The organism is Streptomyces sp. CA-243310, from assembly GCF_050936775.1.
In the GTDB taxonomy this organism is placed as follows: Bacteria; Actinomycetota; Actinomycetes; order Streptomycetales; family Streptomycetaceae; genus Streptomyces.
This window is the reverse complement of record NZ_JBNJMF010000002.1, coordinates 158,533-184,824: the sequence shown is the minus strand read 5'-3', so window position 1 is coordinate 184,824 and position 26,292 is coordinate 158,533. Positions and strand designations below refer to the sequence as shown.

The window sequence follows — 26,292 nt, the reverse complement described above, 5'->3', positions numbered from 1 at the left end:
CGGCCACACGACGGGTTCGTCGGCGACGAGGTGGTGGGGCAGTCGTCAGCGAGTCCGACGAGCAGCGCCTGCCGCTCGATCTCGTCGACGGCCGGGTCCCAACGAAGCCTGGTACCGACCCAGACGGCGACACAGGAGCGGTGGAAGAAGCCTTCCGACGGAAGGCGCTCCCCTGACCTCCCTGAACCTCCCCGGACCTGCACCACGGCACGCTCCGGCCTTGTGGCTGCTTCGATCCGCTGTGGTTGACTGCTGCGATGTTGTACGAGTCGGTATTCCGAACCTCGGAACTTCCCATGGAGGACCGCTTCGAGGCGTGGGTGCAGCGGATGGGCCGGACGCACGCTCCCCTGGACCTGTTCAGTGATCGTGCGGTGGGCTACCGCGCGCACCAACGTTCGATCGAGCTCGGTGATGTGGTGGTGTGGCCCGCGACCTTCGACCCTCTGGTATTCCGTCGTACGCCTGGGCTCATCCGCCGGTCCGATCCCGAGGTCTACCATCTCTCCCTGCTCTTACGAGGGGAGGCGGGCGCCACGTGGGACAGGCAGGAGGCCAACTACCGAAGCCACGACATCCACATCAACACGTCGTCGCGACCCTACGAGATATGTACCGGGTCCGACCCGGTCACCATCGTCGGGCTTGAGATACCCAGGACCCTGGTGGCCCTGCCGCAGAGCCGGGCGGACCGGGCCGTCGGGCTCCCGGTATCGGGGCAGGCGGGGATCGGCGCGCTGTTGTCGCAGTTCATCACTCGGGTCGTCTCGGACACCGACGCGTACCACCCGCAGGACGCGGCGCGGCTCGGGACCGTCGCCTGTGACCTGGTGACCGCAGTCTTCGCGCACGCTCTGGACGCCGATTTCCTGGTCCTCCCGGAGACCCGCAGCCGGAACCTGGTCCTGTGCATCAAGGCGTTCATCCGTCGGCATCTGGAAGACCCGGAACTGACACCCGAGCGGATCGCCGCAGCACACCACATCTCGCGCAGCCATCTGTACCGCCTCTTCCAGTCCGAGGATCGCAGTGTCGGCGCGTACATCCGCGACCAGCGACTCGAGTACGCCCGGCACGACCTGGCCGACCCCGCCCTGCGCGCCGTGCCGATCCACGCCATCGCCGCCCGTTGGGGTTTCCCCCGACCGGCCGACTTCACGCGAGCGTTTCGTGCCCTCTACGGCATCGCGCCGAGCGAGACGCGCGGGACGTGAGCCGCCGAGCGAGACGCGCGGGATGTGAGCCGTCGACGATACGGGTGGGGCTGCTGGGACGCTGCGCTAAAGATGCGGGGACCGTCCGCGAACGACAAGGCACGCCGGCGCGCCGCACTCTTGTGACCGCTACAGCGTTGTAAGGGACCTGCCATAAGGGTGGCCCGACACGCTGGCTTCGACTCACGGGAGTAATGCTCGATGAGAACTGCTCTGCGCGACACGGCCTACAGGACAGCCAGGCTCGCCGTTACGGGATCCGCCATGCTCGGCCTCGTGTTCGCGGCCTCCGCCACGGCATCGGCCTCCGCCACGGCCTGGCCCACGGGATGCCACTACAACGTCCAGAGCCTGAAGATGACCGTGGCCAAGTGCAGCAACTCGCACGGTGGCCACTACCGCGCCGTCGCGGACTGCAAGAACCCGGACACCGGGGCGATAGAGACGTTCGTGGGCGACTGGCGGAACAACGGCTCCTGGTCCAGGGCTTACTGCCAGGGCCCGAGCAGGACCGTGTACTCCGGGATCGACACCAAGGCGTACTGATGCACGGAGACGTCCCCGCTCGCGCAGCAACTGCTGCCGAACCCTCCCCACCCAAGGATCCGTACCAGTGAAGAAGCTTCCGGTTCTCGTCATGGGCGGCGCGCTCGCCGCATTCACCCTCGGCTTCCAGGGAGTCGCCTCGGCGGCGCCCGCGGGGGCGACCGCGCACCCGTCGGGCTGCACCTACCAGACCAATTTCGACAACGGTGCGATGGCCCGCTGCAAGCACAGCAACGGGGGCCACTACAGGGCCACCGCCAACTGTTTCCGCTGGGACGGAGGCGGCATCGTTGTCATCGACGCGGTGGCCTGGCGCAGCAGCGGCTGGTCGAATGTCTACTGTCCGGCGATGACCACGTTCAAGTCGGCCGGCATCGTCAGCAAGCCTTCCTAGCGCCGAAGCGCTGACCTCGTCATTCGTGGGTCGGCGCCGGACACGGTTCGAACTTGGTCGGCGCTTTTGCCGTTTCAGTGGACGCGGCGGCGGCCTTCGTCTGATCCTGTGCTCCGTCACAGAGAGGATCAGCGCGAAGGCCGCGGTCGCGAGGTTGGTGCATCAAGGCTCTCTGCGGATGCATGCGCGGAAGACGCTGCTGCGAGGGCGGCACGGCGGCACGGCGGCACGGCGACGGCGGCACGGCGAGGGCGAACGCGCGCGGGTCGGTGGCGAAGTCGTCGGCGATCCGTCGGTGTCGGCCGTCTCCAGCAGGCCTCGTCTCACTGAACAGCGCCGCTGCCGGCTTCCGCGAGACCCCAGACGCCCAGCTCGAACAACAGGTGTTCGGGTACGAACGTCAGCGACCTGCGGTGTTGCTCGCCCACAGCGGTGCCCCGTTGCGGTAGATCACCACGTTCGCGTCGTTCTGCATCTGCAGATACGCTCCCGAACCCGACGTGCCCGAGGCCCAGATCGGTCGGTTGCCCGGCGCCACCAGCACGAGGTTGCCGTCGTTCTGCATCCACAACACGGTGCCTGCGATGTTGGTGCCGGAGGCCCACGCCGGGTGCCCCGGCACGTAGGCGACCAGGTTTCCGTCCGTCTGCATGATCAGGGTGTTCCTGCCGCTCGGCGAGGTCAGGTACTCCCCGACCCCCAACACGCGGCCGGCACCGAGTCGGCCGGGGAAGTACCAGGGCGTGCAGACCGTGCTGGACACGCGACCCGAAACGACCGAATTGCCGCAGGCCCGCACGGAGTCGTAGCCGTTGACGTTCCACGTACCCGTGTAGGTACTGGTCTGGTTCCATGCCGTACGGACAGTCCCCAGCGGTCCGGCCCAACCGGACCCGCTGTTCGACGAGCGGTCGATCCAGACGTCCCCGACGCCGATGTAGCGGGGTTCGGCGTTCAGTAATCCCCAGGCGCAGTTGTACCTGGGAGCGTAACGGAGTGTGATGCGTACCCCGTCCGAGGTGGTGGCGGTGTGGGGTTCCTTGAATGCCCCACTGGAGGCTATGGACGCGGCAAGACCGCGGTCCCCGTCATCGCAGCCGAGACTGGACGCGGATGCCGTTTCGGTGGGCCCCCCGAGCGCGAAGAGGGTGCTCGCGGTGATCACGAGCACCGCCATCCTGGCGACCCAATTCTTGACGAAGCTCACGCCAATCCCCCTTGCCCACTCTTCCCGCCCGGCGACCAGGCGTACCAGGCTGCTCGCCTCCATGTACGGCTTCAAGGGCGCTCGCCGGTGCGCTCGCGGCAAACAGGGGGAGCTTCTTGTCGGCTCGCGCGCCTCTGGTCGTGCGCCGCGGCGCCGTGCCGGAGAGAGGTTCGGTGTTCCCGGCCCCGGCCCCGGCCCCGGCCCCGGCCCCGGCCCCGGCCCCGGCCCCGGCCCCGGCCCCGGCCCCGGCCCCGGCAGCGTGCGGGTGCAATCGGACGATCGTGGAGTTCACCGTGCATGCCCGTCGTGAGGCTCGGCCCGGCCTTTCAAGTTGTGCGCGAGGCCGAGGTCCCGCGCCCAAGGCTGGTCACCAGCGCCATCCTGAGCTCTGCCATGCAGGCTGCCCGCAGTGTCCTCGTGCTTCGGTCCATGAACCCGTCCACTGCTTCCTTGCGCTCAAGAGTGGGGCATGACCATTCGTGCAACTGCGCTCCTGTGTCAGGGGAGCCGATGCACGCAGACGAGTCCTTCGGAGTCCTGCGAGAGAGGCTGCCTCCCCTGCGCCAGTCAAGGCGAGTCGATCTGAACGGCGTCACGCGTGGCCGGCGGTGGCGGATGGGCGGCGGTCACCAGTCACGGACGGATTCCACGCCTTCGATCAGTGCCGCGCGAGCGGTGGTCAGGTCGCGGCCGGCCTCCTCCTGGCACGAACAGCTCGGGTACCGGCCGGTGGGACGTACCTTCCCCCGGGGGAGGGAGCGCCGCTCTTCCAGACCTTGGCCAAGCCGCTGAAGGCCCAGAGCCGTTCAGCGGCCGGCATCACATCCGTCCTCCCGACCGTCACGCTGCCGTCGTGGCGGTCCTCGGCGGCCGGGGCGCTGCGTCCAGGATGGCCCACATCCTCCGGCCGTCGGGCGCGCTGTCCGTGCCGACCGAGTCGACCGTGGCCAACGCCGCGACCTGGCCGAGCACAGAGTCGTTCGGCGCCCCGGGCACATGGCTCAGAACGGCGACGAGGATCTTCTGCTCCTGATCGCCGAGGTGAACGCTGACCCGCTTGCCGCCGTCGGCGACGGCGGCCGTGACAAGCTGCTGCACGACCGTTGCCAGGTCGCTCTCGTCCAAGGCCGGGTAGTCCCAGCCGCGGACGGTCTCAACGGCCTGACCGGCAGCCTTCTTCGCCGCCCATTCGTCGGCCCGGAACGTGAGCGCGGCCGTACGCCGGTTCCGTACGACCATCCGCGGACGCCGTACCGCGACCTCCGTCTTCGGGCTCGTCGCCGGTTGCGGCCGCGGGGGTTCGACCGGCTTCTTCTGCGGCGGTGGCGTCTTGGGCGGGTAGGCCGGCGGCACCTTGGGCCCCTTGCTCTCAGGACTGGCCAACTTGTCCTCCTTGCAGCAGGTTTCGGCAGCTCCGACCATCCTGACAGGCCCGTACCACCTGCGGACGCGAACCGAATCATTCGGCTGCCGCGGGACTTTCCTACGGGTCCCCGCTCAGCGGGGCCGGCCAGTGGCCGGATTCGCTACCGGACCCTCGAAGACAAGCTGCGCGCCCTCAGGCAGCCGGAGCGTCAGCGCCCGTCGGCTGACCGGCGGCGGCGGCGAGCGCGGGCGCGTCGCGCCGCCTCCGTCGCACCCTCATACCGTCTCGCACCCTCATACCGTCTCGCACCCTCTACCGTCTCGCGGCGTCGAGGGCGTCCGCGAGCGCATCGACGAGTGGATCGTTCACACCTGCCGGCCGGGCGGTGACGACACGGCTCGGCGGATGACCGTCGACGGGTACGAAAGCGATGCCATTCCGCGTGTGTCGTTGCGCGGCTCCGGCCGGCAGGAGGCCGACCGCGCCCTCCCACAGGACAGCGTGCAGGCACTCCTCGACCGACGCCACGACCGGGCCCGGTGCGTCCTCCTCGGCGGCGAGCCAGTAGGCCCGCCATCGGGCATCGGTTCCTTGGGGCAGTCGGAAACGCGGGCGGTCGGCCAGTTCCGTGACGTGCAGGCGCGGGCGGCCCGCCAGCGGATCGTCCGCGGGGACGACCGCGACCAGCGGTTCCTCACCGAGCAGCCGAACCGTCAGGCCTGCGGTGTCGAAGGGCAGACGGGTCAGCGCGAGGTCCACCCTGCCCTCGCGCAGGCCGGCCGTCGGATCGGTGACCGCCGCCTCACGCAGCCGCACCCGCACGCCGGGGCGCATGCGCCGCAAGGCGGCCAGCGCGGCCGGGCCGATCTCCAGGCCCGCGCCGGCGACCGTGCCCAGTACGAGTACCCGGTCGGTCACCGTGCCGCGGACCCGCTCGCGGGCGCGTTCGGCACGTTCCAGAAGATCCCGCGCCTCCGCCAGCAGCACCTCGCCCGCGGGGGTGAGCCGCGCCCCGGTGGGGAGCCGCTCGAACAGCCGGCACCCGAGGTCGGCCTCCAGCTCCCGGATCCGTCGGCTCAGCGGCGGCTGAGCCAGACGCAGGCGTACGGCGGCGCGTCCGAAGTGGCCCTCTTCGGCCACGGCGACGAAACAGTGCAATGCCCGCAAGTCCATGACCAGCCACGATACCGAGAACGTGCCCACCCTCCCGAAACCGGTCTTGGACAGCACCGCAGTACCCGCGGTGAGGTGGTGCCAGACGCCGGGCAAGAGGCCCGCCGCACCCACCCCCACCCACCGCTTCAGGAGCCCGCACATGTACGCACGCCCCGACGACCTTCACCGCGCCCGCTCCGTCGGCGGCAAGGCCCCTGCGGAGTTCGCCGCGTGGGTCGCCTTCCAGCAGGCCGTGGACCGGGAGGACGGGGCGGTGCCGCGCCGATACCGTGAGCTGATCTCCGTGGCGGTCGCGCTCGTCACCCAGTGCTCCTACTGTCTGGACGTACACACGGCGGCCGCCCGCCGTCACGGCGTAACCTCCGAGGAACTGGCCGAGGCAGCCTTCGTGACCGCCTCCGTCCGCGCAGGCGGCACACTCGCGCACGCACTGCTCGCCGACCGCCTCTACGAACAGCACACCCACCCCGAGGTGCCCACCCACGGCTAATACCCCAGCCCGGACCTCTCCCTTACCGGCGTGCCATGGCCTGGCTGTGAGGAGCGCAGCGGGCCGGTCATGGTGCGGGACGGTCCTCGCCGACCTACGGCTCCGAGCCGGGTGCCTGAGTGACCACCCATGATTGGAGCAGCTCAACGCCGGCCGCGACGAGGTCGGCAGACCGCGCAGAGGCTTGTCCTTGGATGGGCCCAGAGCGGTGAGCAAGTCCGCCCTGGGGTTGTTCTGAGGGCCTTCAGACCTGCTGTGCGATTCGCGTAGGTCATACGCGGAGCACATCGCGAGGTGCGCCCTCGGAGTGCTCGGTCACTCACACGGGTCTGACCGGCCGCACTCGTGCCCGTGTCATGCCGGGGGCTTCTGCAGCCAGTCCGCTTCGGTGGTCCAGAACATCTGGCGCGCACCGAGGTGGTCGCGAGCGAAGTCCGTGAACCGTTCGCGGGTGTACGGCTCGCCGGTCTTGGGGTCCTTGGCGTTGATGTCGGCTTCCTGGACGGCCATCGCGACGAGGGGAAGAGAATCCTTGTACGCGTGCAGGAACTTGTAGGAGTTCTCCATCTGGTACTTCCGGTCCGGCAGGGTGTCCGGTCCTCCGATTCCGATCTTCTTGTCCCTGGCGAGGTCGAACATCTCCGTCATGCGCTTGTGGTCGTCGTCATCCGGCAGGAAGTTGATGTACTGGATGAACTGCGTCTTGGCGAAGACCTTCTTGCCGTAGCGCATGTTGTCGATCTCGGCATCGATGTAGGACTTCGAGGTGTACTTGGTCTGATCCTTCTCGGTGTCCACCTCGACCGCGGTCTCCGGAAGGTTCACCCCGGCGAGCTTGCCGTCGAACTTCTGCGCCATCGCCTTCAGCATGGCTTGGAAGTCTGCTCGCACCTCCTTGTTCCACTGCGCGACCATGGCCCCTCGGGTGGTGGGGTTGTCGGGGTTCTCATCGACCGTCGGCGCGAGCCCGCCCTCGTCCTTCACGTACTGGGGAACATTGGCGTCCTTCATACTTACATCGAAGAACCGATCCTGGACCTGGACGAACAGTTTCTTGTGGCGTTGCTGGAGATACTTCAGGGCATCGTCCAGCCGCGACCACTTGTACTCACCCTTCTTCCCCTCAAGGGCCTTCCAGGGCACCACCACCTGTACGCCGCCGATGTCCGTACGGTCGATCATGGCCTTGCCCTTGGGGTCCACGCCGGACGTGGCATCCTCGAATGCGCCGAGCGACATGTACAGATTGTCCGTCACCCTGCCGTGGGCCACCGGGGCGGCCTCACCCGGGGCGGACACCGCGACGGCCACTCCGACGGTGGCCGTCAAGGCCACGCCCGTGAGGACAACAAATCCGACTGCACCGCGTTGCATCATCATGAACGTGACGCTAGGGGAACGTTCTAAGTGAAAGATAAGAGCGTCCGTCGCCGCCCTCGGTGCCGGTGCTCACTGGCGGCGAGACCGGTAGTCCGAGGCATCGAGGAAGCCGGTCCAGGGCGTTGACGGCGAACAAACAACAGGTCGGCCAGGTCGGACTTCGCGAGCACCTTCTCGCCCCTCAGGCAGTCAAGCCGGGGGCTTCGGCTCGGCGAGCGCCCCTGGCCTGTCGACGTTCAGCTCACCTTCCCTCGTGTTCTGTACTTCGGTAGAGGCCTTGGCCGCCGCTGGCCTTGGTTCTTCCAGTCGTTCGGCGAGTTGCTTCCATCAGGCGTCCAGGCTTTGCGCCGGCTGCGCCAAATGCTCCTCGACGCCCTTGTCCAGGCCCAGCCCGGCCGGCACAACCTCTTCGACCGTGCTCCAGTCGGGCGAGTGCGTCAGGCGGGCGCGCGCGTCGGACGAGCGATGCGAGGGCGAGATGAAGGCGCTGCGGTTGTTCAGGGATCGGAGCAATTGCGGAGGTCGCCTCCCGCACGGGTGCCCGAGAGGGGCTCGGGCTCGGTCCGCAACACGATGTGCTCCGGGATGCGATCAGCAGCGAACTGGACCGCCTGATCCATGGCCTACGGCCCAGGCCCAAGGCCCACGGCCCACTGATGGTTTCAGAATGAGACTGTCGCCACCGAGGCGGGCGGTGTGGAGCGGGCGACGCGGAAGCCCACGTCGTCGATCCGGAAGGTCGGATGGCTGCGCCGCCGCACCGATGCCCGGCAGCTCCAGTGCTCGTCAGCCCATCCACCACCGCGGAGGACCCGGTAGGTGCCGTACACCTCGGCGTCGTAGACGTCCCAGCACCAATCCCAGGTATTGCCCAGCATGTCGTACAGGCCCCAGGCGTTGGGCTGCTTGCCGCCCACGGGGCGGATCTCCCCGGCCGAGTTGCCCTGGTACCAGGCGACCTCATCGAGCGGTCCGTACCGCGGGCCGGCGGTACCCGCACGACAGGCGTGCTCCCATTCGGCCTCGGTCGGCAGCCGGTACCCGTCTGCGGAGGTGTCCCAGTCGGCCGTCTCTGCGTCAGCACGTGGGCGATACGCGGGTGTCAGCCCGTCGCGCCGGGACAGCGCGTTGCAGAATCGGATCGCGTCCCACCATGAGACGCCCTCAACGGGCAGCCGGTCGCCTTGGGCGCTGCTCGGACGCTGACCGGTGACCTCTGCATACCAGAACTGGGTGACCGGGTACGCCGCCATCCGGAACGGCTCGACCTCGGCCACCCAACTGCGCCGCGTCCGCCGGTCCGACAGCGTCACCCGTCCCGGCGGAACGCCAACCATCTCGATCCCTGCCCCCGTGTCCACAGCGATCACCCTACCGGCGCCTTGCCATCGTCCAACCGATCCTTCGGAGGCGGAGGCGGAGGCGGAGGCGACGGCGGCGGAGGCAGGCACCGGGAGTTCGTTCGCGCCGAGTTCGGGGGCGGGCCCGCACAGTGGCGATCCGGCGGAGTCGTGAGTAGTGAGTCGTACTGACGGTCGAGGGCGAGACGCTGGTCTGTGGTCTGTGGTCTGTGGTCTGTGGTCGGCGGTCGGCGGTCGGCGGTCGGCGGACGCGGTGGCGGGCGCGGTCTTTCGTCGCGGTGCGCTGGTTGAGCGCCCGGTGGCGCGCAACGCGCGTGCCCGTAGGGCTGTGAATCGGACGTGGCACCGAGACGTGACGTCTGCATCGCGCCCGCGTCCTCCCGCTGACGCCCGGGAAGTCCAAGCAGGCCCACCGGGAACAACCGGTCCGGCCCGCGCTGTTGCATCGACCGAAGGACCCGCGCCGCGCGGGTTGGGGGACATGGCCGCCGGAAGGTCGTCCGCCCCCGGATCCGGCCCTCGGGGCCGGTGAACATCCGCCGCGCACCAGACCAAGACGTGTTTCTGCAGGAGGACTCCTCATGACTGATCGGCCCCTGACGCTCATGGCAGTGCATGCGCACCCCGACGACGAGGCCACCGGAACCGGAGGGGTCCTCGCCCGGTACGCGGCGGAGGGCATCCGCACGGTCCTTGTGACGTGTACCGACGGTGGTTGCGGTGACGGACCGGGGGGCGCCAAGCCGGGCGATCCCGCGCACGATTCCGCAGCCATCGCCTTGATGCGCCGTCAGGAACTCGAAGCGAGTTGTGAGGTCCTGAAGGTCAGCGATCTGGAGACGCTGGACTACGCCGACTCCGGAATGATGGGCTGGTCGACCAACGACGCCCCCGGCTCCTTCTGGCAGACCCCCCTGGAGGAAGGCGCCGCCCGACTCGCTGAACTCATGCGCCACTACCGGCCCGATGTGGTCGTCACCTATGACGAGAACGGCTTCTACGGTCACCCCGACCACATCCAGGCCCACCGCATCACGATGGCGGCGCTGAAGATGACCGAGCTGACACCGAAGGTGTACTGGACGACGATGCCCCGCTCGGGCATGCGGCGGTTCGGCGAGATCATGCGTGAGTTCCATGAGGACATGCCGGAACCGGATCCGGCCGAGGCCGCCGCGATGGCCGAGATCGGCCTCCCCGACGATGAGATCAGCACGTGGGTGGACACCACCGCGTACAGCGGTCAGAAGTACGACGCGCTGGCCGCGCACGCCAGTCAGGGCGAGAACATCTTCTTCCTCAAGATGGGCAAGGAGCGGTTCGGCGAGTTGATGGGCATGGAGACCTTCGTCCGTGTCCAGGACGCCACCGGCGCGGCCGTACCCGAGAACGACCTCTTCGCCGGACTGCGCTGAACCGACTGTCCGACCTGGGCCCGGGAAACTCCGGTCAGGACGGACCGCCGGGGAGACGACATGAAGACGACCCACCGCCGACCCCGTGCGCCGGCCGGGTGACCTGTCCCGCCTGACCTCTCGGCCGGCCTACAGGAACCGGCACGGTGACACTGAGCCGGGCCGGACCGCCAGGTCCGCGTTTCCGCGGTGGACGCGGATCTGCTGCCCGGCAGCCGGGCCCTCGGCGCCTCGGTGCCCGCCGGCGGTGCGATCGTCGCGCGCCGTCGGCATGGTCCGCGTGTCCGTGGCTTCGGGTACGTGGAATCGCAAGGCCATACGGGCCGGGCCTCGGGCGATCGGCACCTCACTCGCCGACCTGCCGTGCCGCGTTCGAACGCGGCACCCCTTCGAGTGATCGTTTCCGTGGCGGTTCGGCGTCGCTTCAACCATCGGCGCAGGTGGGGGCGTGCGAAGGGCGCACATGAGGGCGTACGGAAGAGCCGCCGGAGTTGATCAAGGGGGTGTGCAGGCCGTACAACTCCCCTTGCAGAAACGCATCTGCGAGGCGCGCTCGCGACCTCGCCCACTCCCGTGCCGTCCAGAGCGGCGACCAGCCCGGAGGCCTTGCCATGCCCTCTTCGCACAGCGACATCGGCAGCGAACTTCCCCTGATGAACAGCGTGGTGGCCTGGGAGGACCGCGTGCGCCACTGGGGGCGGCACCTCTTCCGCGACCGGCCCGCCCCCCGCCCGGGTGATGTGATCCTCTTCAGCAACGACTACCTCGCCCTCTCCCGTCACCCCCGAGTGGTGGGCGCACAGCAGCAGGCTCTCGCGGAGCACGGCACCGGCATGATGATGTCCGGGGTCTTCGTCCTCGACGGTGACCCGCAGCGCCGCTTCGAGGCGGACATGGCCGACTTCCTCCAGGCGCCCGCCGTCATGGCCTGTCAATCCGGTTGGGACGCCAACGTCGGCCTGCTCCAGGCCCTGCTCGGCCCGCAGCCCGACGGACACCCCGTCTACGTCGACCTGCTCGCCCACGCCTCGCTCTGGGCCGGGACCAACGGCACCGGCTCCGCTCTGCACCCCTTCGTCCACAACGACACGGCCCACCTGGAACGGCTGATGGCCCAGCACGGCCCCGGCACCGTCTGTATCGACACGCTCTACAGCACCACCGGCGACGTCGCCCCCCTCGCCGAGATCGTCGCACTCTGTCGCCGCCACGGCTGCACCCTGGTCGCCGACGAGTCCCATGCCCTCGGCGTGCACGGTCCCCTCGGCAACGGCCTCGCCGTTGAACTCGGGCTGGAGGAGCACATCCCCTTCCGTACCGCCAGCCTCGCCAAGGCATTCGCCGGCCGGGCGGGGATCGTCGCGTGTGACCAACGGGTGGTCGACTGGCTGCCGTTCCACTCGCTCAACGCGATCTACAGCTCCACGCTGCTACCGCAGGACATCGCCGGCCTGCACGCCGCCCTGCACGTCATCCGCACCGACGACGTACGCCGCAAGCGACTGTGGCAGGTCACCGACCGGCTGCACACGGCTCTCCGGGACGTCGGCTGCGACACCCGGCCCAGCGCGAGCCCGATCCTGCCACTGCATGCCGGCCCGGACGCCAATCTCGCCGAGATCCAGCACCACCTGGACGAACGCGGCATCCTGGGCGCGGCGTTCCTGCCGCCCACCACCCCGCGCAACCGCGCGATCCACCGGTTGACCGCCCACAGCGAACTCACCGACGAGCACATCGACCGGGTGGTGGAGGCATGCGCGGGCATCGCCCACCTGATCCGTCCCCGCCCCCAGACCCGCCGCGCCTCCCAGCTCACCTGACCGCTGTTTCGGAACGCGTCGACGAGGCCTCGCTGTCCGGTGCGGTGCGGTGCGGTGCGGTGCGGTGCGGTGCGGTGCGGTGCCCGGCAGGGCACAGGGGCGCCGGAGTACTGGACGTACTCGGGTGCCCCGACCACGCCGCCAGGTGCGGTACCGGACATGGCGGCGTACGTCCGCGGCCACATCTGCCGGAACTGTCGGTTCGACACCGTCCCGGCCGTACTGGACCGAGCCGGGCACCAAGGTATGGAGCATTGGCCAGGCGGGAGCGAGCCGCCGCTCAGCGCCGGCAGGCGGCCACGATGGCGAGCAGGACGAGCGCGACGGCCGCCAGCCGGAGGCACCCGTGACCTGTACCCGGGTCCCTCCTGCGGGTCTCGACCTGGCCGCCGGGGGGAGTGCCCGGGTGCCTGCCGGCGTAGTGCTCGATCTGCCGGCGCAGCCCCTCGGACTCCCCGAGCCAGGGGGTCTTGAAGCTGCACTCGCCGCACCAGTAGCGGTTCGCCACGTCCACTCCTCGCCGTCCCTCGGTGTGCGCACCGGACCCGACGGTGACCTTTGTCATGTTCGCTGTACAGGCCAGGGAACCGGCCATCCGTGACCGGCTGCCGCGGGTAGGCTCACCGCCGTTCGTACTGGTGGGGAGGGAGACGCTCGGTGACAGACGACCTCGGCTCGTTATTACGTACCCTGCGCGGTGCGGCGGACCTGACGCAGGAACAGGTCGCCGAACGCTCCGGGGTCAGCGTGCGCACCATTCGCCGGCTGGAGAGCGGTAGATCCACGAACCACCGGATGGGAACGGTGAACCTGCTCGCGGACGCCCTCGACCTCCAAGAGGACGACCGTCGACGTCTGGCGGCAACCATCGCCGGACCGCGTGGCGGACCGGCCGCCCGGACAACCGGACCCGAGCCGGTGCCCCCGCCCCGAACAGGATCCGGACTCCGCCCCGGACTCCGCGCCGAACACCGACCGGAACGCCACCTTGAACGCCGACTCGCGCGTGAACCCGGGCTCGCCACCCCCGGCACCCACGCCCGTCACCCGGGCGACGCCGGACCGCCGACACCCGCCGTTGCCGCCACCCGGGCGACGCTCACCCCACTCCTCGTCCACGAGGCTCCGGCAGGACTCGCCGACGTCGCGCGCGAGCTGGCGACGGAAGTGCGACGGCGTTGGCGCCGCGAGGAGGCGCAACGACGGGTCCACGACCCGTTTCCCCTGCCGGTCCGGTGGAAGCCGGCGCCGGCCGGTCTGACCGACCGCGCGGAGAACATCCAGCGCCTCGGGCCGGGGGAGACGCCGCGTGAGGTGGACCTGAACGGCGACCTGCGGCGCGTGGCCGACGTCTACCTTCGGATCCCCTCCGGGCGACTGGTGATCCTCGGCCGGGCGGGCTCGGGCAAATCGATCCTCACGATCAGGTTCACCCTGGACCTCCTGGAGACCCCGGCCGAGCACGGCCGCGTACCGGTCATCTTCAGCATCGGCTCCTGGGACCCGACGACCACCGCACTGCGGGACTGGCTGATCGGCCTACTGCTGCGAGACCACCCCCACCTGGCCCGCCGCGGCCCCCGGGGAACGACCCTGGCCGCCGCGCTGGTCGACGCCGACCTGATCCTCCCGGTCCTGGACGGGTTCGACGAGATCGCCGAAGGCCTGCGACGCGAAGCCCTGGAAGCACTCAACGCCACCTCCACACCGCTCGTCCTCACCAGCCGACGCGCCGAATACGCCGAAGCGGTCCGGGCGGCGCACACCCCGCTCGTCTGGGCGGGAGGCATCGAGCTCACCGATCTCACCCTCGACGACCTCGCCGATTACCTGCCCCGCACCATCCGCACCACCCGCACGATCCCGCCCGACAAGAACACCAAGAACACCAAGAACACCAAGAACACCAAGAACGAAAAGAACGGTGAGGACGGTGAGGACCAAAGCGCGGACGTCACCACCGGCGTCCCCGCGATGACGTGGGACACGGTCCTCGCGGAGCTGCGCACGCGGCAGACCGAGGCGGGCGCGAACCTCGCCACCGTGCTGACCACTCCGCTCATGGTCATCCTCGCCCGCACCCTGTACAGCGAGACACCCGGCCGCGATCCCGCCGAACTCCTCGACGCCACCCGCTTCCCCGAGGTGAAGAGCCTGGAGGACCATCTCCTATCGGGCTTCGTCCCCGCCGTCTACCGCCACCGCGCCCCCGAACGCGACGCCGCCGGTCGGCAGCCGAAAGCACCGTACGGGGACCCCGCGCGCGCCGAGCACTGGCTCGGCCACCTCGCCCACCACCTGGTCCGCCTCGACCGCGATCGGCACGACCTCGCGTGGTGGCAGCTCGGCGACTCACTGTCCCGCCCGACCCGCACCCTGGTCGTGGTCCTGGCCACGGCCCTGAGCATCACCCTGGCCGACTGGCTGGTCGGCCTGCTGCTCACCCCGCTCGCAATCGGCGAACTCCTTCTGCAGGGAACCCTCATGGGACCTGCCGCAGGCCTCGCATTCGGATCCGTCTACGCTTTGGCGGACAGGACCGGCGGCGGAGCGGCCGTCGAGCCGGCCCGTGTCCGGCTGACCCTGCGCGCCTCCCACGAGGGCCTCGGCCGCAGACCCCTGCACACATTCACCGTCCGGTTCGGACACGGTCTGTTCGGCGGGGCCGTCATGGGAATCGGCTGCGCCTGCGCACTGACCCTCGAACGCACGCTGTACACGAAGATGTCGCTCATCGATCCGCGCGTCGTCGAAGGCACCCTGATCGACATGCTGGTCTTCGGGTTGATCTTCGGCTCGGCCGCCGGTCTCGTCTTCGGGCTCATGGCCGCGCTCGAAGCGCCCGTGGACGTCACCGCGGCGGCCACCCCGGCCAGCCTCCTGTCCTCGAACCGCGCGACGGTGGGTCGCCAGTTCCTGATCCTCGCCACAGCGCTCACCCTCGCCATCGCCATCGGTGGTCACCTGATCGTCCAACTCCTCCAAGGCTCGATGGGACGGCTCAACTGGGGTTTCCGGGACGGTCTGTTCATCGGAGCCGTGGGCGGCCTCGGGGGAGCGGCCTCCTACGTGCTCGCCTTCACCGCCTGGGGACAGTGGCTCGTGCTGACGCGCCTCTGGCTGCCCCTGACCGGCCGGCTTCCCTGGGACCCCGCCGCCTTCCTGGACGACGCCTACCACCGCGGGGTGCTGCGTCAGACCGGCGCCGTGTACCAGTTCCGCCACGTCCGGCTCCAGCACCATCTCGGAAGCACCTTCCGCCGACGACACGCCGACTTCGCACCGGCCACCTACCCGCCCCCTCCGACCGGCGCCACGTGACCCGGGAGCATGACACCGACCGACATCGAAGCCTCGGGGACCTCGTGTGCCTCGGGTGCGGGCCCGGACAGAGCGGGCTCCCGGGACGGCCGGTCACGAGTGGCCGGTGGCATGGCCTGTCCGTCGAGGGGTGCGGGGCTCCAGCATCGGGGCGTCCGCTCGCGGCGGTTCACCCCGCCGCGGGCCCTCCTCGACGAAGGGCTCCCGATGACGTCCCTGCGCCTCACCGTGTTCGGCGCGGTACTGGCGTTCGCCGCGCTGACGAGCACGGGCGCGGCACACGCCGACGCCCCGAACGCCGACGCCCCGAACGCCGCCCCCGCAGCCACCATGCCCACGGCCTCCGTCCCCGCCTCCGTCCCCGCGTCCCTTCCCGCCTTCAGTGACGGCCAGGGTCTGACCCTCGTCCCCGAGGCAACCGAGGTACACAGCCCCGTCGACTTCACGCTCACCGTCACCACCAAGGAACTCTCCGGGAAGCACAAGATCCGCGTCCTCCTTCCCGCCGGGTACGACGCCGACCCCGGCCGACGCTGGCCGGTGACGTACTTCCTGCACGGCGGTGGCGGAACCGTGGACGATGTCGCGGCGGCACCGGCGCTGCACGCGGACTCGATGATCACAGTGGTGCCGGACGGCGGGCTGAAGGGCTGGTACGCCGACTGGCAGATGCAGAACACCGCCGAGGGGAAGGCGAACTGGGAGACCTTCCACCTCACCCAGGTCGTTCCGTTCATCGACGCGAATCTGCGCACCCGTCCCGATCGTGCCCACCGGGCCGTCGTCGGACTGTCCATGGGCGGCTACGGCTCCCTCCACTACGCCCAGGCCCGGCCCGACCTGTTCGGCCATGTGGCCGCGCTGTCGGGAGGCATCGACTTCGGCATGTGGAAGATCCGCGCCGCCGTACTGGCCACCGAGCTCAACATCACGGGAGCGTGGTGCGCGGTGAGCAGCTCTTCCGGCTCGTCCGGATCCGGTGACTGCACCGGCTACGGCCCCTACGTGGACAGCGACGCGATCTTCGGCTCCCCCTACCCCGTCTTCAACGCCGACCGGGTGTGGAGGGCGGTCGACCCCGCCGCGCCGGACAACCTCGCCAAGCTGGCCGGAACCGGGATCACCCTCTACACCGGCAACAACGACATCATCGACGTCCACACCGAAGCGGCCTCGAACACCGTCAAGGGCCGCTTGGACCGGCTCGGCATTCCGAGCCGTCTCGTCGACTACGGCAACGGTGCGTCTTTGGCCCCGAGCTGCAACGGCGGCCACAACTACGGTTGCTGGGCCCCGGCCTTCGCCGACTACGTCCCGCGCCTCGAAGCCGCCTTCGCCGCTGCGGGTTGAGCGATCCGCAGGGCACGGCCCGCACGCCCGCCCGCGCCGAGCGACCCGTCCCACGCCACCGCACACGTCCACACCCGTCCTCTCCCGCGGAGGAAGAACCATGCCCGAACCGTCCCGACCCGGCCGCCGCCCCCCGGTCTCGCGCCGTACCGTCCTCAGGGCCGGCGGTGGCCTCGCCCTCGGTGCGGGCCTGGCCGCCTTCGCCCCGGCCACCGCCGCCTGGGCCGCGCAACGCGGCACCCCCCTGTGCGACGAGCCCGGCGACTCCGCCGCCGCCCAGGGGCTGGGCTCCGGCGACCTGGGCATCCCGTACCACCGCGAGCACGACGGCACCTGGGGCTACGTCTTCGGCGACAGCTGGTCCGAGATGCAGCAGTACGGCGACTATCTCGGCTCGCCGGTCATGCTGTGCCAGTCTGGCTTCGACCCCTCGGGCGCGACCCCCGTCTCGTTCACCTGGGCGATGCCCACCGGCGGCCGGGCGGGGCAGATGTTCGACTACCGGACCAACGCGGACAACGGATTCGGCTTCGAGGTGAGCCGGATCCCCAACGACTGCATCGAGTTCGGCGGTCGTACGTACATCCAGTACACCTCGGTCGGCACCTGGGAGCCGCCGGCGGGCCACGACGGATCCGTGATGTCCGGCGTCGCCTACTCGGACGACCACGGCGTCACCTGGCACGACCACCCGTACCACTGGGCGGGCGACATGCAGGGTGTGAACCAGTCGATGTACGGCATGTGGTCGTTCGCGGGCATCGACCCCGACGGCTGGTTGTACGTCTTCTCCAAGCGCTGGAACGGCACCCATCGCAACACGGCCGACGGCGGGGCGATCCAGCTCTTCCGGATCCGACCCGACGACTTCCGGGCCGGGAACTTCGGCGCCCAGCAGAACTGGGCCCACCTCGACGGCCGCTGGCAGTGGACCGTCGCCGCCGCGCCCTCTCCCCTCCTGACCGGCGACAACATCGGCGAGTTCTCCGTCAAGCGGGTCGGCGGCCGGTACTGCATGAGCTACTTCAACGTCACCGACTACTCGATCTGCACCCGGACCGCGTCCCGGCCCGACGCCGTGTGGAGCGCCCCCAAGCCACAGATCGTCGGAGACAACCGTTGGCCCGCGAGCCACTGGGGCAAGCCGCAGGTCCCGACCCTGTACGGCGGATACATCCACCCGGGCAGCGCGAGCCCGGACTCGCTGACCCTCATCGTCTCCCAGTGGCCCGGCGGAATGCACCAACCGCCCTATCGAGTAGTGCAGTTCGACGGCATCAACCCTTAGGCCACTGAGCGGACAGTCCGCCCATTCTCGCCCGACAGAGGAGAACAGAGTGAAGCACAACGGAAACCGTCTCTCGGCCGTCATCGGCGCGGCGGCAGCGGCGGTCGTCATGCTGACGACGACAACGGCACACGCCACCCCGGCCGATGACCACCCCGCCACGCGTGAGGCGCTGAAGACGTTCCAGGCCGCCGCCGGCCCCGGCGCCGCGGTCCACGCCGGCGACAGCGCCGGCTCCTGGACGCTGTCCGCCGGCACCGGCACCATCAACACCACCAAGCCGATCCAGTCCGACGAACACTTCCGCATCGGCAGTCAGACCAAGACCTTCACCGCGGCGACAGTCCTGCAACTGGTCGACGAGGGAAAGGTCTCCCTGGACACGTCCATAGACACCTACCTGCCGGGCATCGTCACGGGCAACGGATACGACGGCACCCGCATCACCGTGCGACACCTGCTCCAGCACACGGGCGGCATCGCGGCGTACGACCCACTGGCCTCCATCGCCCTCGTCGAACCGGACGGCACCTACAAGCCGGCCACCCTCGTGAAGGAAGGTCTGAAGCGCGCCCCGGTCTCCGCACCCGGCGCCGGCTTCACGTACTCGAACACGAATTATCTGATCCTGGGCATGCTCATCGAGAAGGTGACGGGGACACAGGTCCACGAGGCCGTCACACGCCGGATCATCGAGCCCCTCGGCCTGACCGGAACCGTGTTCCCCGCCCCCGGTGACCGCACTCTGCCCGCACCCGCGGTGGGCGGCTACCACGGCGCCCGGATCGGACCGTTCTACTTCTGGAGCCCGGTCCTCTCCTACGACCCGTCCCTCTTCAGCGCCGCCGGCGCCGTGGTCTCCACGTTGGAGGACCTGGGCACCTTCTACGGGGCGCTGACGGCCGGCCGGGTCGTGTCACCGGCGGCGCTGGCCGAAAGGGAGAAGGTACGAGACCTGAACGGCGCCGGCTACGGCCTCGGCATCACCAAGGTCGCCCTGTCGTGCGGTGGTGAGGCGTGGGGGCACAACGGCGCGGTGCCGGGCTATCTCACCGAGACCATGGTGACCAAGGACGGTCGGCACGCCGCCGTGATGACCAACGCCTACCTCGCCACCAACCCGCCGCTCCGGCAGTTGACCACCCTGCTGGACGCTGCCCTGTGCGAGGGCCGCCCCTAGGCTCTGTCGTCGAAATGTCGACTGGCCCGCGGCGTCCGCTGCCACTTCGAGGACAGGGCCGGGAGACCGTTCCCGCGTTCCATCCATCGACTTGTTCCGGGACCACGCGCTCGCATCCGTCCTTGCGGTCGGTGGCCCCACCCACGCCGCATCGGTGACGCCCGGCGACCATCGGCCCCACCGCTGGTCGCCGGGGTACGCCGTCCGGAAGACAGGCGCTGGACACCGTCATACCCGGGAAATGGTGTACTGCGGACCCGCCTCGGTCGGGGCCCGGGGCGACTACGGCACGGCACACGCATCCGGGGGAAGGCGCGGGGCTCATGTACCGACGCACCCGACGCGTCTGGCTGGTCCCGTTTTGAGCTTGGAGGAGCCGGGGCGCCGCAGTTCTGCGCCGGCCGGATCTACCCGGCAGTGCCGCGGTCGCGATCCCCGGCAGCATCCCCGGCAACCGAAAGGGCCCGACGGGCACGGGCTCGGTCGCGGAACCACGCAAGCGCCCCCACCAGCACGGCCACTCCCACTCCGTACATCGGAAGCCACAAGGTCGTCGTGGCCGCCAGGCACTCGCCGACGGCGTTGCGCGCCTGGGTGTCCTGTGCGAAGGCCAGGGCAGGGCCGTCGGCTTCGGCCAGGCTCCCCAGCGCGGCCTTCACCTGGAGAGCCTGGTACCTGCCCATCAGGTCGCACGTGCCGCGCGTGCCCGGCATCGGGAACAGCCAGGCCTGTCGCTGCAGCAGGGGCGCGAGTGCCACCGCGACGCACAGGCCGACGACCAGCGCGTACGCGACCAGGCCGCGTATGTACGCCGAGCGGATGTCCGGTGTCCACTGCGCGCGTCGTTGGAAGGCGACCATCACCGCGAGGAGCGTCACCCCGATGAACGTGGCGAACCACTGCCACGAGCCCTGGGCGAGCGCGAACGTCAGTACCGCGGCGAGTCCGATGCCGATGACTCCCGGAGCGGGAACGCCATCGCTCACCGTGCCGAAGGTCGGTCTCGGGGTCACGCGAGGGCTGGGATCGCTCACGGGCCTCTCCTGTCGCGGGGACACCAGCATCCGCCGCAGGGCACCGTCGCCCCCGGCACCATGCCCTACGGGCGCGGGGCCTCGCCCGGATGGCGCGCACACGGTCGGCCCTTCGGGCCACCGGACGGGGGCGCACAGCGGGCATGCCTCCCCCCTCGGGCGCCTTCGTGACCGACCAGAGAACCGGGTCCGGCATCCGCCTGTGCCCTGCCGCAGACGGACTGTCGTCCCCGGGCTCGCAGGGGGTGGATACGCGCAAGGATCAGCGCCGGCGGCTGAACTCGACGTTCTCCAGGACGCCGAGCCCGTCGGGCTCGAGGACCGCGACCGAGTGAATTCCGATGTCGAAGGGGCGCACCGACCTCGGAAAGCTCAGAGAACGGCGTACGGAGTTCTCCTCACCCCCGCACCGACCTGTTGCCCATCCATGCACGTGCTCGCCCCGGGGGCTGTCACCCACTTTGGGCGCGTCGTCAGTACCACCCCGGCGCCGACCCGAGGAACGCGCCGCTCGCGTTCGTGTCCCGTGCCGCACCGGGCAACGTTCGCCCGTCCCTGCGGACGGAAATCGAGCTGCCAGGGCTGACGTTGCCGCATAGCCTGCGTCCAACGGCAGAAGGCATCAGCCGGCGACTGGGCCTCCTGGGCTGCCGATGTCAGTCGCCGTGCCCCGGAGAACCGATGAAGCTACCCGTCACCATCCACCAAGCACGTTTCGGAGCCACGGAGTTCAAGGTCATCCGACCGGCCCGTCCCCTGGTCCACGCAGTGCTCTACGAGGACGGACCGGCCCAGGGCGTCCGCAGACCGTGACGCTGCCCGGCCCAGGACACACCGGTGAAGCCTTGATTGATCACGAGGCACGGCACTACAAGGAGAACCGGGATCTGTTTCACCAGCATCTCCACGCCGAGACCCTGTTCATGACCGGCAGCGCGAAGGTGTTCAGGGACACCGCCCGGCACTTCTTCGACGTGGCCCGAAACGGTCCCGGTTACGTCCCCGTCCATCCGGGCTACCCGCACTTCTGCACCGAACTCCACGCCAACGACGGCATTCTCGGCGACGCGCGCGAAATCCACATCGAGTACTGCGACCAGTGGGACTCACGCCCCCGACCGACAAGACCCCACCGAGCATGACGTTCGGTCACCTCCGGCATCTCGTCGAGGGCCCCCGCTGTTCATCCCCGTCACGCCTGCCGTTCCTCTTGGGCGTAGCGCAGCAGGAGCAGGGCGATGTCATCGGTACGGGGGGCTCCGCCGCGGCCCTGGCTGATGAGGCTGTCCGCCAGGGCGCTCACCGGATGGAGTGCAGGGGCCGCGGTGATGCGGGCGGCAACGGCCGCGATGCCGACCTCCAGGTCTTCGCCGGGAACCTCGACCAGCCCGTCGGTGTAGAGCGCGAGCAGGGTGCCGGGCTCGAACGGGATCTCGACGGCTGTGTAGGAGGCGTCGGGGTCGATGCCGAGGAGCAACCCGGGAGGCAGGTCCAGCCTCTTCGCCGGGCCGCCGGCGTGGAGCAGGAGCGGCGGCGGGTGGCCGGCCGTGGCGAGGTGGGCGGTGCGGGCCGCGAGGTCGATGTGGGCGTACACGCAGCTGGTGAACAGCCCCGGTTCGAGGTCGGTCAGGAGCCGGTTGGTGCGGGCGAGGACCTCTGCCGGATGCGCTCCGGCGGTGGCGTGGACGGCCGTGCGGACCTGACCCATGAGGGCGGCGGCGTTCACGTTGTGGCCCTGGACGTCTCCGATGGCGGCCGCGACGGTGGTGTCGTTGATCCGGATGAGGTCGTAGAAGTCGCCGCCGATGTCGAGTCCGTGCGCTGCCGCACGGTAACGGGCGGCCACTTCGAGGTGGGGCACGGTGGGCAGGGCGCGCGGCAGCAGGCCGGTCTGCAGGCTGTGCGCGAGCTGGTGAGTGGCGTCGTAGAGGCGGGCGCGGTCCAGGGCCTGGGCGATGAGTCCGGCCAGGGAGGTGAGGATCGCGCGTTCACCGGGGACGAACGAATGGGGACGCGCGTAGGCCAGGATGAGGGTGCCGATGGGCCGGCCGGACGCGATGAGGGGCAGGAAGGCCCACGCCGCCATGTCGTCCCCGATCACGACGCTCGGGAAGGCGGCCGCGAGTTCACCGGCGTCCGCGAAGAACAGCGGCTCGCCCGTGCGCAGGCCATGAGTGCTGGCCGTGTGGATGCCCAGCGGGATGCCGTCGTAGCGGGCCATGAGCTCGGCCGTGTAGCCGCGGGAGCCGACGATGCGCAGGCGTTGTTCCTCGGCCACCAGAAGGGCCAGCGCCTGGGCGCCGAGCGCGGGGACGAGCAGGTCTGCGGCGTGGTCGACGACGTCTCGGGCGTGGACGGCCTCGGTGAGGGCGGCTGCCAGGTGCATGAGCTGGTAGAGGGCCGTCGCCCGACTGGGTGAGGGTTCCTCGGGGGCGGCCGTCGGCGCGGGGGACGGGGCGACGGGCTCGTCGGCGGTGACCGGGGTGATGCGGACGCTGATTCCGGTGTCGTCCGGGTAGAGGTCGAAGCGCAGGTAGTGGCCGATCGGGGGCGCGGCGGTGAAGCTCCGCGGCAGCCGGCTGATCGCCGCGGCCCGGTAGTGGTCCTCGATGGCGGGGGTGTCCATCCAAGGCAGCGCTTCCCAAGGCAGGGCTCCACGGAGCCGCGAGACGGGCGCGCCCAGCATCTCGGCGGCCTCGGCGGTGATGAAGTTGATCGTGCCGTTCAGATCGAGGGAGCAGTTGCCTCCGGGCAACCGGCGGATGAACGCCATGGCGGCGGCCGCCTCGACCGGTCCGGGCGTGGGAGGGGGAAGCGGCCGCAGCATGACCGGTTGAGCCGGTGGACGGACCGGGTGTCCGGCGTCGGCGGCCCAGCGCAGATGGTTCGCGAGGCGGCCACAGGCCGAGTCCACGGCGTCGCGTTCCGGGTCGGTCAGGTGGGGGGAGTGGGAGCCCGGCCACAGGAGAACGAGACCGGCTCCGTTGGGTTCGGCGGCCTCGGGCGCCGGGTGGGGGACGAGCGGAGCGGCGGCGAGGGCGAAGTCATAGGGCAGGACGAGGCCGAGGCGGGGATAGCGGCGAGCCGTCTCCTCTTGGCCGCCCAGCCATACGAACCGCCCGTCGCGGACCGCGTCGGCCACCGGAATGGAGTCGTCCATGGCGACCCGGGACCAGGGCAGCGCGAACTCGCGGGCCAGACCGAGGGTCATCGCCAGATGTAGGACGCGCCGGGTGGGGTCGGGCAGGTAGAGCATCCCGATGGACGCCCCCGTAGCCGCGCAGACCTGGATCAGGGCCTGGCCCAGCGCCCGCCGGCCGGCTCCCTCGGCGGGTCCGACGAGTCCGGCGGGGTCGGGTGACTCTGCCTCCTCGTCACGCCCGGGAAAGTTCTGCATCCGTCCATGATCCCCTCACACCCCGGCCGTGCTTCGGTACCCGCCCACCTCGGCGAGCCCACACCCGCATGGCTGCGTCCGGGCGCGAACAGTGGCCGTTCAGCGCCGCGCAACGGCCGAGGCCGGCCGAGCCCCTCGGGTGACGGTGACGGTGACGGCGTTCTGCGGCGGTCGGAGGGGTCGGGGGAGCGCCGGCCCTGGGCGACAGTAGCGGAATCGGCCGGACAACCCGGCTGGTCCCGGCGATACTGCGACGGGCGCGTCGTACATGTCCGTTGACCAGCGACGGAGTTCGGGGAACACGCCCGCGCGGGAGGGTGCATGGCCGGCTGGTGGCGGCGAAAGCACACACCGGAGAAGGACGTACCGGGGGCCGCGATGCCCGAGGTTCCAGCCGGTCCGGTGTACGGCACGCTGTCCGGGGAGATCGTCGGGCCCGGCGGGCCACGGGCCGTGGTGGTCTCCGTCCTCGGCGACGGCGTCGTGCCGGACGGCACGGTGATCACGCAATGGATCCACGTGCTCCGGCTGGAGTTCACCGACGGCACGGTCGTGGCCTCGAGACTGGCAGACCCGCCCGTGGTCACACCCGAGCCCGTCTTCCGCTCGGGCAGGATCTCGCCCTCGCCCCCCTCCGTGATCGCACCGCTGCTGAAGCGCGTCAGTGAACCGGTGACCGAACTGCACCTCGACAGGGCGAGAGAGTCGCTCGTGGCCGGCGAGCAGGTGGACTTCGGCCCGCTGACCGCCACCCCGGACGGGCTGCGCCATGACGGTGGACAGATCCCCTGGCGCGACGTCACCTCCTGTCGCTGCAGCGTCGTCATCGCCGACGAGGACGAGAGCGAGCTGGGCGCGATGCTCCGTATGGAGTACCGCGTCGAGGGTGGAGCGCACGGGCTCCCGTTCGACTGGCTGCGGATCCCGGCACTCGACGTACCGGACATGGACGTCGTGGTGCGGCTCGCCGAGGAGAACCGCACGTAGTCGAGGGCGGCGCGCGGGCACGCGCCGCGCGGAACACGACGCCGCCCCAGGGGCCCATGGCACTCCCCGACTCCTCCAAGTGCCGCCCAACGAGGAGCGGGTGAGTACCGGGAACGGTGCGTCGGACTCCTGTCGAGAAGGGATCCGCCCCGTTCCCTCCTTCGAGGTCGCCCGTGCGCGACTACTCCCGGATCGACGGTACGGGGAGCGGTGAGTAGCGAACGCCGGTGAGCCGCTCCGAGAGTTCCCACAACCACCTCGCCGTGGCGCGGTCTCGGGAGGCGCGGTCTCGGCTGCGGAGGACGGGCTCGCCGCGGAGCTGGAACGGCCCGTCCGGGACGACATGGCTCCCGCCGGCCAGGTGCGGGACGGTCGCGGCGTACAGCGAGGTCTTGGCGCCCTCCGGTGTGGGGCGGAACGCGGTACGCAGGAGCAGGCGGGTGAACGATCCGTACACGCGTCCTCGGGCCCTGTTCGCACCGCCGGTGAGCACGTTGGAGCGGGTGAGCCCGGGGGCGACCACCATGCTGCGCAGCCTCAGCCCGGCCGCGTCCGACCACATCTGCAGTTCCATGGCGAAGTGGAGATTGGCCCGCTTGGACTGCAAGTAGGCGCCCATCGCCCGGTAGCGGCGCTCGGCATTGAGGTTCGCCAGGTCGAAACGGGCGAATCGCTGGCCCTCGCTGCTGACCGTGACCACGCGCGGCTCGGCGGAGGCCAGCAGGTGAGGCATGAGAAGGCCGGTCAGCGCGAACGTGCCGAGGTGGTTGATGCCGAACTGGGACTCGAAACCGTCGGCGGTCCGGGCGAACGGGACCATCGCGATGCCGGCGTTGTTGACCAGGAGATCGAGCCGGTCGTGATCCCAGCCGTCGGCGAATGCGCGGACGGACTTCAGGTCGGCGAGGTCGAGCGGGCGCCACTCGACGTGGGCGTCGGGGACTTCGGCTCGCATCCGCCGGACCGCCTCCAGTGCCCGCTCACGGCTGCGACAGGCCAGGACGACCTGGGCGCCGCGGCGGGCTAGTTCGCGCGCGGTGACGTATCCGATGCCGCTGTTGGCGCCGGTGACGACGGCCAGGCGGCCGGTCTGGTCGGGAATGCGATCCGGCGTCCAGTCGACGCTCGCAACGCCGCGAGGACCCGCGTTCGTCGACCGCGGGCCGACCGGGCCGGGGCGGGGCTGGACGTCGTGGGCGGACGAGTCGTCGTGGTCGGTCAGGGGGGCTCGGGCAACGGCCCGGGAGTCGCGGGTCATGAGGACCTCGATCCGTACGTCAGCAGTGCCCGCGGGTCCGAGGGAACGCAGCCACATTGCAACACCGTGTTGCGATAGGCTGATCCTGTCATTCGTCTCGCCATC

Annotated in this window: 23 protein-coding genes; 13 read left to right on the top strand and 10 right to left on the bottom strand. The window is 70.1% G+C overall.

Translation table 11 applies throughout. The features are described from left to right. Positions 1 to 257 precede the first annotated feature (257 nt). The 3 genes from ACQEVM_RS18315 to ACQEVM_RS18305 all read left to right on the top strand — a co-directional run bounded on the left by ACQEVM_RS18315 (position 258) and on the right by ACQEVM_RS18305 (position 2,154). Positions 258 to 1,214 carry a helix-turn-helix domain-containing protein gene (locus tag ACQEVM_RS18315; protein WP_433080337.1) on the top strand — a complete coding sequence of 319 codons (957 nt, stop codon included), beginning with the start codon at positions 258 to 260 and terminating at the stop codon, positions 1,212 to 1,214. A 201-nt stretch (positions 1,215 to 1,415) separates the two neighbouring features. After that, positions 1,416 to 1,760: a hypothetical protein gene (locus tag ACQEVM_RS18310; RefSeq protein WP_433080335.1), complete on the top strand. Its 345-nt coding sequence runs from the start codon at positions 1,416 to 1,418 to the stop codon at positions 1,758 to 1,760. Between the two features lie 67 nt (positions 1,761 to 1,827). Then, positions 1,828 to 2,154 (top strand): hypothetical protein, encoded by a 327-nt coding sequence (locus ACQEVM_RS18305; RefSeq protein WP_433080333.1) that lies wholly within the window; start codon positions 1,828 to 1,830, stop codon positions 2,152 to 2,154. 400 nt (positions 2,155 to 2,554) lie between these two features. Here the strand turns inward: ACQEVM_RS18305 and ACQEVM_RS18300 are convergent, their stop codons facing one another. The 3 genes from ACQEVM_RS18300 to ACQEVM_RS18290 form a co-directional block, all read right to left on the bottom strand. Beyond that, positions 2,555 to 3,361 carry a hypothetical protein gene (locus ACQEVM_RS18300; protein ID WP_433080331.1) on the bottom strand — a complete coding sequence of 269 codons (807 nt, stop codon included), beginning with the start codon at positions 3,359 to 3,361 and terminating at the stop codon, positions 2,555 to 2,557. 840 nt (positions 3,362 to 4,201) lie between these two features. Continuing rightward, positions 4,202 to 4,744: a hypothetical protein gene (locus ACQEVM_RS18295; protein WP_433080329.1), complete on the bottom strand. Its 543-nt coding sequence runs from the start codon at positions 4,742 to 4,744 to the stop codon at positions 4,202 to 4,204. Positions 4,745 to 5,039: 295 nt separating this feature from the next. Continuing rightward, a complete protein-coding gene (locus ACQEVM_RS18290; RefSeq protein ID WP_433080327.1) occupies positions 5,040 to 5,900 on the bottom strand; it encodes a LysR family transcriptional regulator in 861 nt (286 codons plus the stop codon). A 142-nt stretch (positions 5,901 to 6,042) separates the two neighbouring features. On the opposite strand from ACQEVM_RS18290, the gene ACQEVM_RS18285 reads away from it, so the two are divergent. After that, positions 6,043 to 6,393 (top strand): carboxymuconolactone decarboxylase family protein, encoded by a 351-nt coding sequence (locus ACQEVM_RS18285; RefSeq protein ID WP_433080325.1) that lies wholly within the window; start codon positions 6,043 to 6,045, stop codon positions 6,391 to 6,393. A gap of 354 nt (positions 6,394 to 6,747) precedes the next feature. Here ACQEVM_RS18285 and ACQEVM_RS18280 read toward each other — a convergent pair whose 3' ends face one another. The 3 genes from ACQEVM_RS18280 to ACQEVM_RS18270 form a co-directional block, all read right to left on the bottom strand. After that, the gene (locus tag ACQEVM_RS18280; RefSeq protein WP_433080323.1) at positions 6,748 to 7,773 is read right to left on the bottom strand and encodes a hypothetical protein; all 1,026 of its coding nucleotides are present in this window, start codon (positions 7,771 to 7,773) and stop codon (positions 6,748 to 6,750) included. Between the two features lie 327 nt (positions 7,774 to 8,100). Next, on the bottom strand, positions 8,101 to 8,286 hold the full coding sequence (locus ACQEVM_RS18275) for a hypothetical protein (RefSeq protein WP_433080321.1): 186 nt from the start codon (positions 8,284 to 8,286) through the stop codon (positions 8,101 to 8,103). A 149-nt stretch (positions 8,287 to 8,435) separates the two neighbouring features. Next, the gene (locus ACQEVM_RS18270) at positions 8,436 to 9,110 is read right to left on the bottom strand and encodes a formylglycine-generating enzyme family protein (protein WP_433080319.1); all 675 of its coding nucleotides are present in this window, start codon (positions 9,108 to 9,110) and stop codon (positions 8,436 to 8,438) included. A gap of 605 nt (positions 9,111 to 9,715) precedes the next feature. On the opposite strand from ACQEVM_RS18270, the gene ACQEVM_RS18265 reads away from it, so the two are divergent. Together ACQEVM_RS18265 and cqsA are read left to right on the top strand one after the other, a co-directional pair. Further along, positions 9,716 to 10,549 (top strand): PIG-L family deacetylase, encoded by an 834-nt coding sequence (locus ACQEVM_RS18265; RefSeq protein WP_433080317.1) that lies wholly within the window; start codon positions 9,716 to 9,718, stop codon positions 10,547 to 10,549. A 611-nt stretch (positions 10,550 to 11,160) separates the two neighbouring features. Continuing rightward, positions 11,161 to 12,372: an alpha-hydroxyketone-type quorum-sensing autoinducer synthase gene (gene cqsA / locus ACQEVM_RS18260; RefSeq protein WP_433080315.1), complete on the top strand. Its 1,212-nt coding sequence runs from the start codon at positions 11,161 to 11,163 to the stop codon at positions 12,370 to 12,372. A gap of 280 nt (positions 12,373 to 12,652) precedes the next feature. Here cqsA and ACQEVM_RS18255 read toward each other — a convergent pair whose 3' ends face one another. After that, positions 12,653 to 12,937 (bottom strand): hypothetical protein, encoded by a 285-nt coding sequence (locus tag ACQEVM_RS18255; protein WP_433080313.1) that lies wholly within the window; start codon positions 12,935 to 12,937, stop codon positions 12,653 to 12,655. Between the two features lie 92 nt (positions 12,938 to 13,029). On the opposite strand from ACQEVM_RS18255, the gene ACQEVM_RS18250 reads away from it, so the two are divergent. The 4 genes from ACQEVM_RS18250 (at position 13,030) to ACQEVM_RS18235 (ending at position 19,511) form a co-directional block, all read left to right on the top strand. Continuing rightward, complete coding sequence (locus tag ACQEVM_RS18250; RefSeq protein ID WP_433080311.1) at positions 13,030 to 15,693, top strand: helix-turn-helix domain-containing protein; 2,664 nt, start codon at positions 13,030 to 13,032, stop codon at positions 15,691 to 15,693. 207 nt (positions 15,694 to 15,900) lie between these two features. After that, entirely contained in the window at positions 15,901 to 17,043 is a 1,143-nt protein-coding gene (locus ACQEVM_RS18245) for an alpha/beta hydrolase (protein ID WP_433080309.1), read from the top strand. A 100-nt stretch (positions 17,044 to 17,143) separates the two neighbouring features. Beyond that, positions 17,144 to 18,331 carry a DUF4185 domain-containing protein gene (locus tag ACQEVM_RS18240; protein ID WP_433080307.1) on the top strand — a complete coding sequence of 396 codons (1,188 nt, stop codon included), beginning with the start codon at positions 17,144 to 17,146 and terminating at the stop codon, positions 18,329 to 18,331. Positions 18,332 to 18,380: 49 nt separating this feature from the next. Beyond that, positions 18,381 to 19,511 (top strand): serine hydrolase domain-containing protein, encoded by a 1,131-nt coding sequence (locus ACQEVM_RS18235; protein ID WP_433080305.1) that lies wholly within the window; start codon positions 18,381 to 18,383, stop codon positions 19,509 to 19,511. 407 nt (positions 19,512 to 19,918) lie between these two features. Here the strand turns inward: ACQEVM_RS18235 and ACQEVM_RS18230 are convergent, their stop codons facing one another. Continuing rightward, on the bottom strand, positions 19,919 to 20,497 hold the full coding sequence (locus tag ACQEVM_RS18230) for a hypothetical protein (RefSeq protein WP_433080303.1): 579 nt from the start codon (positions 20,495 to 20,497) through the stop codon (positions 19,919 to 19,921). Between the two features lie 729 nt (positions 20,498 to 21,226). On the opposite strand from ACQEVM_RS18230, the gene ACQEVM_RS18225 reads away from it, so the two are divergent. Then, a complete protein-coding gene (locus ACQEVM_RS18225; protein WP_433080301.1) occupies positions 21,227 to 21,358 on the top strand; it encodes a hypothetical protein in 132 nt (43 codons plus the stop codon). After that, the gene (locus ACQEVM_RS18220) at positions 21,355 to 21,687 is read left to right on the top strand and encodes a hypothetical protein (protein ID WP_433080299.1); all 333 of its coding nucleotides are present in this window, start codon (positions 21,355 to 21,357) and stop codon (positions 21,685 to 21,687) included. Before ACQEVM_RS18225 ends, ACQEVM_RS18220 begins: the two co-directional genes overlap by 4 nt. 50 nt (positions 21,688 to 21,737) lie before the next feature. Here ACQEVM_RS18220 and ACQEVM_RS18215 read toward each other — a convergent pair whose 3' ends face one another. Next, positions 21,738 to 23,942, bottom strand: a complete 2,205-nt coding sequence (locus tag ACQEVM_RS18215; protein ID WP_433080297.1) for a PP2C family protein-serine/threonine phosphatase — start codon at positions 23,940 to 23,942, stop codon at positions 21,738 to 21,740. Positions 23,943 to 24,320: 378 nt separating this feature from the next. Here ACQEVM_RS18215 and ACQEVM_RS18210 point away from each other — a divergent pair, with 378 nt between their 5' ends. Then, a complete protein-coding gene (locus ACQEVM_RS18210) occupies positions 24,321 to 24,929 on the top strand; it encodes a hypothetical protein (RefSeq protein WP_433080295.1) in 609 nt (202 codons plus the stop codon). 181 nt (positions 24,930 to 25,110) lie between these two features. Here the strand turns inward: ACQEVM_RS18210 and ACQEVM_RS18205 are convergent, their stop codons facing one another. After that, positions 25,111 to 26,244 (bottom strand): oxidoreductase, encoded by a 1,134-nt coding sequence (locus ACQEVM_RS18205; RefSeq protein WP_433080293.1) that lies wholly within the window; start codon positions 26,242 to 26,244, stop codon positions 25,111 to 25,113. Between the last annotated feature and the right edge of the window lie 48 nt (positions 26,245 to 26,292).